This is a genomic window from Marinicella gelatinilytica (assembly GCF_026410405.1).
GTDB lineage: Bacteria > Pseudomonadota > Gammaproteobacteria > Xanthomonadales > Marinicellaceae > Marinicella > Marinicella gelatinilytica.
This window is the reverse complement of the sequence record NZ_JAPMLN010000006.1, coordinates 1-12638: the sequence shown is the minus strand read 5'-3', so window position 1 is coordinate 12638 and position 12638 is coordinate 1. Positions and strand designations below refer to the sequence as shown.

Sequence of the window (12638 nt, the reverse complement as noted above, 5' to 3'; positions counted from 1 at the left end):
CACCCTTTTTTTTTAGTTATTTTATTTAGGTATAAAATCTGATGTTAACTTGGATTAGAGACAAATCAACGGGCTTATTCATGACCATAGTCATGGGTATTTTAATCTTGGCGTTTGCGTTATGGGGTGTGGGTGATTATTTCTCACAATCCGGCAGCGACTCTTTGGCAACAGTCAATGGTGAAACAATCACTTACAGTGATTACAGTAATCAGTTTGCCACCTATCGACAGAATATGTTGAGTCAATATGGAGATCAACTTCAACCGGATTTCTTTGACTCCCCAATGATGCGCCGGAATTTCTTGGAATCTATGATTAACAGTGTATTGCATCGTCAAGCAGCCTATAACAATGGTTATACGGTCACTGCCGAGCAAATACGTGGTATTTTAGGCGATGTTGAAATATTCCAAGATGCCAATGGTAATTTTGACCGTGAACTATATGCCGGTTATTTGGCACAAACCAATCAATCTGCGCAGGTACTGCAGTCACGTATTGTCAATGAAGAAGCAGCCCAAGCCGTTAATCAATTGTTTAATGACACTGCATTCATGACGCCTAAAGAAGCCAAAACCATTGCCGTTTTGAGAAATCAAACCCGTGATTTTGATTACTTTTTAATTGAGGCCAATCAATTCACCGACGAAGTCACTGTCACTGATGATGAAATCAACGATTTCTATGAAAACAACAGTGATCGATTTATGACGGAAGAAATGGTCAAAGTTGATTACATTGAACTGGATGCTCAACAAGTTGCTGACCAGATTAATGTGTCTGATCAAGATGCCTTAACTTCTTATGAAGACAATAAAAAACGATTTGAAAAACCGCCGCAACGAAAAGCCGCGCATATTCTCGTAAATGATGACGCTGATGCCCAAGATAAGCTATCGGCGATTCAAGAACGCTTAGCCAATGGTGAGTCATTTGCTGAGTTGGCAAAGGAATATTCACAAGATCCGGGTTCAGCAGAGCAAGGTGGTTATTTAGGCCTGGTTAATTCCGGTGACATGGTTGAAGAGTTTGATGAAGCCTTGTTCAGTATGGAAGAGGGTGAGATTTCAGAGCCGGTTAAAAGTGAATTTGGTTATCACATCATTAAACTTGAAGAAATCAAAGAATCACGTATTCCGGAATTTGAGGAAGTTAAATCTGAAATTGTACAGGAGTTACAGGCCAAGCAAGCCCAAACTTTATTTTTGGATAAGGCCAATGAGTTGTCCGGTTTAGTGCTGGATGCACAAAGTGGTTTAACACAACCGGCTGAAGCCACTGATTTAACAGTTAAAACCACTGAATTTTTCCCACGTTCAGGTGGTGGTGGTTTAGCCGCTAATCCTGAATTTGTTCAGATGGCGTATTCGACATTGGTCAAAGAAGAGTTGATGAACTCCGATGTTGTTAATATATCTGATACCCATATTGCTTTTATTCATATGAATCAGGTTAAACCGGCTGAGGTACAACCACTAGAAGATGTTAAAGAAGACATTAAAACCCAACTAATCAATCAAAAAACAGCGGAACAAGCGCAACAGTTGGCGCAAGAAATTCTGAATAAAGCCCAACAAGATGATGTCAGCTTAAATGCATTGGTTGATGAATTTGATGGTTTAAGCATCATCGCAGCCCGTGATGTTAAACGCAGTGGTTCTAATCATCCGGTGAGTGTTGTTAATGAAGTATTTCGATTAATGGCGCCTGAGAAATCAGACAACACAATTCATGTTGTTAATGCCAATAATAACGACGTTGCCGTGGTGCAGCTATTGGCCATTAATACGCCCGATACATCAGCCATCTCACAGCTCAATGATGATGCGGCCCAATTAGAGCGCAACATTAAAACCAACGAACAACAGTTGTTATTGCAAGCATTGAGACAAGCGGCAAAAATAACCATTAACGAGCAGTTATTAAACCAACAAAATCAATTCTAAATACGGGATTGATACACTATAAAAAAAGGGCCTATCTGGGCCCTTTTTTATGGCTATCAGAAATAAACCATTAGAACATGGCAGACATTAAATCATCTGCTGTCATGTTGTGAAAATAACGGCTGATATCAAATTTATTCAGTTGTTTTCTGATGACTTTTTTGTCATGACGTAACCCGACTAAAGTGTCTTCAATGGCGCTGATGTCCTTGGTGGTGAAAAAATCACCAAAGATACGGCATTGCTCAATAACACCCTTGTGAACGTCTAAATGCATTTCTAAGGTGCCACCTTCGGTTCGAATGCATTGTTGAAAATTATAATTAGGGGATGAGCCGAAGTTCCATTCCCACGTGGCATATTTTTCATCGCGAATTTTTTCGATGGCTTTAATGTCATTTTCAGTAAGCGTATAAGGACGACAATCATCATGAGTTGCAACAATATGAGCCATAACTTTGTCGGTAAACTCATCGAGGGATATAGGTTGTGCTAAATGTGACATAACATTGGTGACCCGTTTAGGAATCGATTTAACGGCTTTGTCTTTAAATTTGAGTGGGTTGGCTTTTAAAGCACCACTTATATCCGGCATATGTGAAGAAAACAATATGGTGCCATGATGCAGTATTTTGTTTTTTAAAATATACTCGGCATTACCGGAAAATTTTTTACCGTCAATAACCAAATCATTACGACCTTGAAACTCAGCATTCACACCTAAATTTTGTAACACATCAAGAATAGGGCGGGTGTAATGGTGAAAATCAACTTTGCTCGGTTCTTTATTGGTTTTGGTAAAAGTGAAGTTTAGGTTACCTAGGTCATGGTAAACCGCACCACCACCGGACATCCGCCTGACCACTTTAATGTCTTTTTCTTGTACGAAATCCAGATTAATTTCAGCCAGAGTATTTTGATGTTTGCCAACAATAATGGCGTTATCATTGCGCCACAACATAAAACAATCCTCATCAATGTGTTTAAAAATATATTCATCCACGGCTAAATTAAAGTAAGGATCGGTAAAATGGTGTTGAATGCATAACATATTATTCTGCCAGCTGATATTTTTGCTGATAACGTTTATATAGTTTTTGTTGTTTGCCGGCTAAATCGATTTGACGACCATCGATATAAGCCGCCTGCAGTTTTTGGCCTGACATATCCAACGCATCACCGGATGAAATAAAGAAGGTGGCACTTTTATTGACTGCTAAACTACCATAATCGGTATCAATGTTAAGAATCTTTGCGGGGTTGAGGGTAATGAGCTGTAGTGCCGTGTTTTTGTCGATGCCTTGTGTTGCCACAGTGCCGGCGGTAAAAGCCAGATTACGTGAACTCATAGAGCCAGGGTAAGTGATGGCTGTTAATACACCGGCTTTGATTAATTTTGCTGCAATAACATAAGGTTCCTCAAGCGGACTGTCGCTACGTTCAGGTAAGTCATGAACCGAAGTCACAATAACCGGAATCTTGGCGGCAGCAATAAATTCCAGAACCGGTAAAGCCGCTGAATCAGTCACCAAAATGGGGTCGATTTTCAGGGATTGAAAAAATTCAATGCTTTCAATGATGGCTTTGGGTGTGTTGGCGTGAATAAAGACTTGTTTGTCGTCGTTAAACACAGAAGCCACGGCTGATAACTTTAAATTATTGGCGTCATTAGCAACACGCGCATCGTTAAACAATGTTTTAATTTGGGTGACTTTATCTTGGTGGTTTTTATCTTGTTCCAGCTTCATACTAAAGGTACTGAAATCAAATTTTTTGGTCCATTGCGATGGCCAGTTGACATGCAGCCCATCGTCACTTTTCACCAAGGCATCATCCCAATTCCAGGCGTCCAGTTGCATAATCGAAGAACTGCCACTGACTAAACCACCAACCGGAACCACTTGAGCCAGTAAAATCCCATTAAAGCGCATCGGCGGTATTCGCATGGAATCTGCGTTGTAAGCAACGGCTGAGCGGACATTGGGATTGAGTTGGCCGGTTTCTTTGAAGTCCACTGAAGCGTTAATGGCATCCACTTCGGTTAAGCCTAAATTGGTATTGCTTAAAATAAATCCCGGGTACAAATGTTGTTGGTTAACATCAGTTACCTGGCCTTGTTGTCTGGCTGAATTATACTCGCCTAAATAGGTGATGCGACCGGCCTCGGTTACCATCATGGCATGATTTAAAACTTCACCGTCACCAGTATGAATGGTGGCATTGATAAAGGTTTGTGGTTCATTTTGAGCCGTTGCTGGTTGCGGTCTGATGGCCTGTGCTTGACATAGAATAAAGGTTAAGGCGATAACAATGAAAATTCTCATTATTCTGCTCCGTTGTTAAGTTGTAGATAAGCGTCTTGGGTGATTAAGGTATCACAATGAAGCGTCGGTTGAGATGCCGTCATATCTGATTTTTTAGTTTCACCAGAGGTTTGACTTTGTTTGATTAAGTCCATTTTTTCATCATTTATTTGTTGTTCTAAAGCGGCTTGCTTATTGCGATCAAAATAAATGATGCCATCGACCATGGTTTTTTCTGCTTGGGCATATACGGATAAAGGTTTGTCTGACCACAGCACCAAATCTGCGTCTTTGCCTTCTTTGATGCTGCCCATGCGATTATCCAGATGTAATAATTTTGCAGGATTTAAAGTCACGGTTTTCCAGGCTTCCTGTTCACTTAAACCACCATATTTAATGGTTTTGGCTGCTTCTTGATTCAGTCGTCGGGACATCTCTGCTGAATCTGAGTTGATGGCTGTGACTAATCCCACATCATCCATAATCGCAGCATTATAAGGAATGGCTTCATTGACCTCCCATTTATAAGCCCACCAATCGGCGAAGGTTGATGCGCCGACACCATGTGCTTTCATTTGGTCGGCAACCTTATAGCCTTCCAGAATATGGGTAAAAGTATTGACCTGAAAATCAAAATCGTCCGCCACATGCATTAACATGCTGATTTCAGATTGTACATAGGAATGACAACTGATGTAACGCTCCTGATTAATCACTTCAGCGGTGGCTTCCATGGCTAAATCACGCCGTGGTGGTGTGGTGTTCTTCTTTTTAGAACGGCTTAAGTCATTATAATCTTGCCATGCTTTTTGATACTGCTGCGCTTGGCTGAACTGATCTCGGTAAACCTGTTCCACACCCATCCGTGTTAGCGGGTATCGTAAAGACTGGTTATTTCTGGCGTTTTTTACATTTTCACCTAAGGCGAACTTAATAAAGCCATCGGCACCATCAATTAACATCTCTTGTGGCGAAACGCCCCAGCGCATTTTGACCAGAGCTGATTGGCCACCAATCGGATTGGCCGAGCCATGTAGTAATTGTGCGGCGATAACGCCACCGGCTAAGTTACGGTAGATGTTCACATCTTGTGAATTAACCACATCTTGCATCCGCACCATGCTGGAGTTAACCGCCACATCATTCACCGATAATAGGGCAATATGACTGTGCTCATCGATAATACCTGAGGTTAGATGCTTGCCGCTGGCATCAATGAGCAAATCCGCTTGACTGTCTGCGATATTTTGGCCGATGCGTTTGATCTTACCGTTAACCACCAAGACATCAGTGTTTTCAACAATACCTTGGTCTTCATTAGTCCACACTGTGGCATTTTTAAATAATACTTTGTCAGGCGTTGAGGTATCAGCCAAACCGTAGGCTGTAAAAGGATTTGGAATGTTCGGCGGGGTTTTGGGTGTTTGCTTATCTTGATTGTTATTATCAGAAGCACTTAATGATTCTGCTTTAATCAATGACCAAACGTTGTCTGAAGGCAATGGTTTGATCTCTCCTTGGTTGACCCAAGCCATTAATGGTGCTTGCTCATCAATAACCAGACTCAATAATTGACCATCCAGTTTCGCCGAAAAATCATGGTCACTGTCTGCGGTGGGTTTAATGTTTAATTGTCCTTTTTTAAAACTAAAATTAAGCCCATAGAGGTTGTTGTTTAACGATAAGGTGTAATCACCTTCGGTTAATGGTAATCGGGCTTCAATTTCCATTCTTTCGCCATTGATCCAAGAATCTTTGAGTTGTGCTTCTTTATGAAATATTGGCTGATCAACAACAATAAAGTCAGCGCGTGCACCTTTATTTAAGTGACCAATGTCTTGGCGTTTTAAAATCTCTGCCGGAACTGTGGTTAACGCTGCCAAAGCTTTTTTCTCACTTAAACCATGTTCTACGGCTTTGCGTAAATCTTTGAAAAACGTTTTTAAACCTTTATCACCATCACCGGGTAATAGAGCAAATCGCACCTCTTTATCGGCCAATAATCGCGTATTAAACGGCGCCACTTGCCATTCTTTTAAGTCCGTGTAATCCACATGGTAACTGTCTAGAGGTGAGTTAACTTCCGGCGCTTTTGGATAATTTAACGGTACGATTAAAGTTTGACCGGTTTTTGCGATGGATTCGATGGATTGATATGAATCTCCGGAGGTTTTGACCGTAAATTGAAGATTGAATTCATCAGCTAACTTTTTAGTTAGTAAAGCCTGTTGCCAATTATTAACCTCAAATATCGCGGGTAATGACTTATGGCTATTTACCACCGCTAAGTCTAAATCCGTCATCATGTTTTGTTGTTGATACCACTCGGCATCCAGTAATGTTTGTCTGATTAAGGCCACAGCACCCATGAGTGAAACCGGGTAATTTTGTTTTGATGAGCCTTTGTTAAAAGAAAAATGTTGGCTGGCTTGTGGTGATAATAGAGTTAACTGAGCCGGTTCATCAGCTAAGCTTACTAACAAACCGGTGCCACGCATAATGCCGTCATGTCGGTGGCTTAAGGCACTGGTAAAGCCGGCTTGTCTCAGGCTTTTATTGACTTTTTGATTGTGTTTATAGTCATCAGCGGCGTTATAGCTTGCTTTGATGGCTTCATTGGCATTGTAAGCACCTTGGGTTGTGCTTTGTAATGTTTCTGGGCCTCCCCAACTAAAAGGTGGGCGTTTGGCCGGTTCCGGTAAACCTGCATCACTATCTAAGTGAATAAACCCAGGATAAATATATAAGCCTTGATAATTTAAGACCACTGCATTTTTAGGCGGCTGATTGTCTTCACGATAATCACTGATTTGACCGTTTTTAATAATCAGGGTGACATCTTGCAGAAGTTTGTCAGGGGTAACTTGAACGTTAACATGGGTTAGGGCCAGAACCGTGTTACGCATATCCTGAACACCATTTACTGTGGCCGTTGGTATGTCTGCGCCGGAAACGCTGACCGAAATGCTGAACAGGACTAAAATGAGTATTTTTTTCATAAATGTGCCTAAAAGTGTTTTATGGTTGATTATCTTGCTGGAATTTATTTAAGCGTTTGAGTAATTTCGCGGTTGTTACCGGATTTTGATAAAGCCAGGCTTGATAGAGTGCTCTGTTAACCTCAGCGCCAATCAGGGTGTGTACCACTTGTTGCTCAATGATGAATAATGTACCTTGATCCGGTGCAAAAACCACATGCCAAACGTCATGTCTTTTGGTGGCCGGTAATTTTTTCAGTAATTTACGGATCGATTGTTGATTAAATTGAATTGACTCAGGAGTTTCCAGTTTGCTTTCAATAAGTGCTTTAAAATGAGTCTGCACATCAGCCTCTGAAGTGTTGGGTGATAGCCACGTTAATTTAAAACGAACCGGCTGTACACCACTGCGAATATCTTTGAGATTATGTTGCCCGATGGGGGCCTGCAGTTCCAGTTGATAAGGTGTGAGATAGCCCCAGTTGATGGGACTCGATCCCAGCGTTACCCATTGATTATCATCTGCCCAAATCGAAGGGCTGGCCAGTAATAATAAAAATAACAGGAAATAACGCATCAGCTTATTATAATGCAAAGCTAAAGCAAAACAATGGAATAGGAAAGAAATACTAAAGAGGAAATGGTGGCTATACCGGGACTTGAACCTGGGACCCCAGCATTATGAATGCTGTGCTCTAACCAACTGAGCTATATAGCCACATTAAGAGCGCGAATTTTAATCAAATGGCGAAAATTGTCAAGCTATTTTCATAAAAATCAATTGTCTGATGTCGTTAATCAATAGGAAGTGTTTCTGTGGTTTTATGAAAAACCACATCCGGATTACGTTCTTGCGCCAGCTGTAGATTCACCATGGACGGGGCCAGATAAACCAAGTGACCATGACCATCAACGGCTAAGTTGGCTTGATTGCGGTTTTTAAACTGTTTCATGGCTTTATCATCATCACTGCTGACCCAATAAGCAATACGGGTGTCAACGGCTTCAAAAATGGCTTTCACATTGTATTCATGTTGTAAACGGTGTGCCACCACATCAAACTGTAACACGCCAATGGCGCCCAATATTAAATCATTGGATAGTAACGGTCGGAAAAACTGAGTGGCACCTTCTTCTGATAATTGCTCAAGACCCTTTTGTAAGGCTTTGAGTTTGAGTGGGTCTTTGAGTCGAGCCCGTCTAAATAGTTCAGGGGCAAAGCTGGGAATGCCGGTAAAACTTAAATCCTCGCCTTCGGTAAAAGAATCTCCGATGCTGATGGTGCCATGGTTGTGAATGCCGATAATATCACCGGGATAAGCCTTATCCACCTGGCCACGGGTTTCTGCAATAAAAGTCACGGCATTAGCGACCTTTAATTCCTTTCCGCTGTGGGTATTGGTGAGTTTCATACCCTGTTCAAATACCCCGGAACAGATACGCATAAACGCCAGTCGATCACGGTGCTTGGGGTCCATATTGGCCTGAATTTTGAACACAAAGCCTGTGCAATTGGGCTCAGCTGGTTCAACTAAACGGGTTAAGGTTTCACGGGGTTGTGGCATCGGCGCATGTTCAACGAAAGCATCCAGTAACGGCTGGACACCAAAATTATTAATGGCGGAACCAAAAAACACCGGTGATAACTTGCCGGCCAAGTAAGCGTCTTTGTCAAACGTGTGAGAAGCGCCTTTCACTAACTCAATTTCATCACGGAACTCAGCCGCAAGGCCATCACCCAACGCCTCCTCCAAAGCTTTAGAATGCAAACCTTCAATCACCGTCGCTTGTTGTTTTTCATAATTTTTACCCGACTCATAGAGCAAGATTTCATCGTTAATAAAATGATAAACACCTTTTAAGCGTTTACCCATGCCAATGGGCCAGGTAATCGGTGCGCATTGGATATTTAGGACATCCTCGACCTCATCAATGAGTTCAATCGGCTCTTTACCCTCTCGGTCTAACTTGTTGATAAAGGTAAAAATAGGGGTGGTGCGTAAACGACACACTTCCATCAGTTTAATGGTCCGCTCCTCAACGCCTTTGGCACAGTCAATCACCATTAATGCCGAATCCACTGCAGTTAAAGTGCGATAAGTATCTTCTGAGAAGTCCGCATGACCCGGTGTATCCAATAAATTAACAATGCGATCTTTATAAGGGAACTGCATCACAGATGAAGTCACGGAAATACCCCGTTCCTGCTCCATCGCCATCCAGTCAGAGGTGGCGTGTTTATCTGTTTTGCGTGATTTAACCGCTCCGGCGACCTGAATGGCACCACCAAATAACAGAATTTTTTCTGTGATAGTGGTTTTACCGGCATCCGGATGCGAAATAATGGCAAATGTTCTGCGGTTTTTATAGCTTTCCATAAAAAATGCGCCCTTTATTGGCTGAGTCAAAATAAGGGGCGCATTTTAGCACTCTTATCACCGATAAAAAAGACAACCGTATATCGGCTTAGAATGACACCCGTAAGCCGGCAGTAATACTGCGACCCGGTCGTGGGGCTTTGTCTTTAATGAAAGACGCATGCTCACGAATATCCTCGTTCAATAAGTTGCTACCTTTAATGAACCAGAGCCATTCATTGTTGGCGGTTATCTGTAATCGATTCAGGCTAAAATCAACCTGCGTATAAGCATCGGTGGGTAACTCACCGGAGGCTAAATGATCTTGTTTATTAACACGCATGGTTTTCAATTGCGCTGACCAGGCACCACGCCACCAGTCTGCCGATACACCAAAGCGATTGGCCGGAATGCGTGGCACATAGTCACCGGTATTCAGTTTGGCTGTGGTGGCATCGGTGAATAATTTAACCCGCCATTGATTATTATAAACATCATCAAAGCTATAAGCGATATCTGCTTCGAAGCCCTTAAAAGTGGCATTTTGTTGGCTGTAATGATAAACCGGCCAGTCATCAATCATTTGCCCGGAAAAAGCCAAAAAGATAAAGTCATCCATTTGATTATAAAAGGCATTCAGGTTGGCCGCCCACTGATCTTTACGGTACTTTAAGCCGACATCGAGGTTATTACTGACTTCTGCCTGTAAGGCTGGATTACCCACTTCAAAAGAGCCGGTGGCTAAATGCGGTATTAATTCATCGTTGCCTGATTGGTTAGAAAACAGTTCTTCAGCAGTCGGTAACCGTTGCGCTGAACTCAAATGAATCGGCAGGCTGAAATGTTCCGATAACTTGACATTAAAGCCGGTGGAAAAACTGACAGCGGTTTCGCTGTTGTCTCGCCATAAATCAGTGGAGATTTTCTGGCGATCTGCGCGGATGCCCAATTCCCAATGCAAATCCCCAAACTGGCGCTCTTCTAAAACGAACAACCCCAGTTTATCTGTGGTTGAAGGCACAATATAGGCTTCATGGCCGAGGGCTGAAAAATCACTGGTGGACCAGTCTAAACCCCAAACGCCATCAAAGCCAAAGCGGTGTTGGTGATTGAGTTCAAGTCGCCATTGATGGCCTTCATTGCTGTAGGTGGTGGCCGGATCTCCATTATCAAACTCGATGTGTTGGTAATCGGTATAACCATAATGGCTTTTGACCTGGGTAAAAAATCCACCGTCAAAACGATGCAAGCCACGCAGTTGAAAGGCTTGCTTGTCTAAATCAATCCACACCCGATGTGATTCATGCATGTCATCGTGCTCTTCTTTAGCAACTCCATGGTCATCATGATCACCGTCATCTTCTTCTAAATGATTGTGGCCCGGAATACCGTATTTACGATCGAAATTCTGAAAAGAAATACCCCAGTAACCACTGTCTGTAAGCCACGATAAACCCGTCTGTAAACCCGAACTGCGCACCGCAGAATTGGCTAATTGGCCATATTCATGTTCCTCATCTTCCTCGCCATGTTCCTCATCAGCATGCATTAAATCCCGAAGATAATGTGATTCGGCGTAGCCGGGAATCTCATAATCATCAGTTTCATTGTAAAAGTAGCTTAAATGAGCCATCAAACGATCACTCAGTGGTGCATTTAAACTCAGCACCCCAGCCCGTTCATCTAAAGCACTGTCAGATAAACGACCCTCAAAAGCACCATTGAAACCATCATAGGCAGATGTGGCAATGGATTGATCGACGACATTAACCAGCCCTCCGACAGCGCCGCCACCATAGAGCAGGGTGGCCGGACCTTTAATCACTTCAACTTGAGTGGCCAATAAACTTTCACTACTGACCCAATGATCGGGGCTCACTGAAGCGGCATCCTGATTACCGATGCCATTACTGAGTACCGATACCCGCGGACCTTGTTGACCGCGAATAACCACCTGGCCGGCCCCGGTGCCAAAGCTGCCTGATTGAATACCGGCAATTTGATTAACTGTTTGGTCAATACTTAATGAACGGTTCATAACCAACTGATCTTCATCAATAATCTCAACCGGCATGGTCATGCGTAATTGATTGTGATCCAGCGGATGTGCTGACACCACCAGATCATCTAAAACCAATTCGCTTAGTTCTATGATATGACGCTGGCGATTAAAGGAAACCGTGACATTATAGTGATGTTGACTATCCGCCTTAATATCCAGGTCATAATCACCCGGTGATAATTCGCTAAATTCGAAATAACCCTGGTTATCACTTATTGTTTTTACATTCTGTTGGTGAATATAAATAACGGCTTGCTTAACAGGTTTTTTGTTTAACAAAAGCTGACCAGATATTGAATGTTCAGCGGCTAAAGTACTGGCCGCTAGTAAGCAGCCCATTAAAAATAAAATCGTTTTCATAATTTCTCATAAGTTTACGCAACCTCGAGAAGAGGTTGTCAATGTTGTGTTAGCTTTGCCATTAACAAAGCCATTTAAAATAAAACTAACTTATGAATGGAGGCGGTCCACGAATGTATGCGGTATGAAAAAAACCTAAAACGGGAGATGTGCCCTGAGATAAAGATAAAAGGGTGGCAGTAACGTTCTCAGTTAAAACAAACCCAGTAGTGGGGTTATCAATAACCGGAGGAGAGCTGTGGAATTGCACACAAACGGTACAGGTGCTGTTGTCATGAACAACAACCTCATGCATTAATGCCGTCGACACAGTTAGTGTCAGCAACAAAAGTATCCAATGTGTATTTGACCGGCTCATAACTTGATAATAGCTTTGAATCAAAATAATTCAAGTGGCAGTTCTATAAAAGGCAATCGGTTTCAGATGAAAATATATTCTTTTAAATGAATTGGCTATAAACATTTAGTGTTTTATCGCTGATTTATTCTAACTTGAATTCAAGTAATAAGTGCAATTTAATCATGCAGCAAGTAAATCGACTTGCTGCCCCATAAATAATTCATTCGGAGATTTCCCGCCTCTTGTTTTCCGTGGTCTGTTATTCAGGCAATCCATTACGTGTTCTATT

7 protein-coding genes, 1 tRNA gene and 1 pseudogene are annotated in these 12638 nt (G+C 42.2%); 1 reads left to right on the top strand and 8 read right to left on the bottom strand.

Features of this window, described 5'->3' with window-relative positions; genetic code table 11:
• Window positions 1-41: 41 nt before the first annotated feature.
• Window positions 42-1949 carry a SurA N-terminal domain-containing protein gene (locus tag OS173_RS05145; RefSeq protein ID WP_267183207.1) on the top strand — a complete coding sequence of 636 codons (1908 nt, stop codon included), beginning with the start codon at window positions 42-44 and terminating at the stop codon, window positions 1947-1949.
• A 70-nt stretch (window positions 1950-2019) separates the two neighbouring features.
• Here OS173_RS05145 and OS173_RS05140 read toward each other — a convergent pair whose 3' ends face one another.
• From OS173_RS05140 to OS173_RS05105, 8 genes and pseudogenes are all read right to left on the bottom strand, one after another.
• Window positions 2020-3000: a lipoate--protein ligase gene (locus OS173_RS05140; RefSeq protein WP_267183206.1), complete on the bottom strand. Its 981-nt coding sequence runs from the start codon at window positions 2998-3000 to the stop codon at window positions 2020-2022.
• A gap of 1 nt (window position 3001) precedes the next feature.
• The gene (locus OS173_RS05135; protein WP_267183205.1) at window positions 3002-4273 is read right to left on the bottom strand and encodes an amidohydrolase family protein; all 1272 of its coding nucleotides are present in this window, start codon (window positions 4271-4273) and stop codon (window positions 3002-3004) included.
• Window positions 4273-7251 (bottom strand): amidohydrolase family protein, encoded by a 2979-nt coding sequence (locus tag OS173_RS05130; protein ID WP_267183204.1) that lies wholly within the window; start codon window positions 7249-7251, stop codon window positions 4273-4275. Before OS173_RS05130 ends, OS173_RS05135 begins: the two co-directional genes overlap by 1 nt.
• 19 nt (window positions 7252-7270) lie before the next feature.
• Complete coding sequence (locus OS173_RS05125; protein ID WP_267183203.1) at window positions 7271-7807, bottom strand: chalcone isomerase family protein; 537 nt, start codon at window positions 7805-7807, stop codon at window positions 7271-7273.
• Between the two features lie 64 nt (window positions 7808-7871).
• Window positions 7872-7948 (bottom strand) — tRNA-Met (locus OS173_RS05120).
• A gap of 76 nt (window positions 7949-8024) precedes the next feature.
• Window positions 8025-9608 carry a peptide chain release factor 3 gene (locus OS173_RS05115; RefSeq protein WP_267183202.1) on the bottom strand — a complete coding sequence of 528 codons (1584 nt, stop codon included), beginning with the start codon at window positions 9606-9608 and terminating at the stop codon, window positions 8025-8027.
• Window positions 9609-9696: 88 nt separating this feature from the next.
• Window positions 9697-12009, bottom strand: coding sequence for a TonB-dependent receptor domain-containing protein (locus tag OS173_RS05110; protein WP_267183201.1), 2313 nt, complete (start codon window positions 12007-12009; stop codon window positions 9697-9699).
• A 520-nt stretch (window positions 12010-12529) separates the two neighbouring features.
• A pseudogene (locus tag OS173_RS05105) lies at window positions 12530-12638 on the bottom strand (IS30 family transposase); the annotation flags it as partial.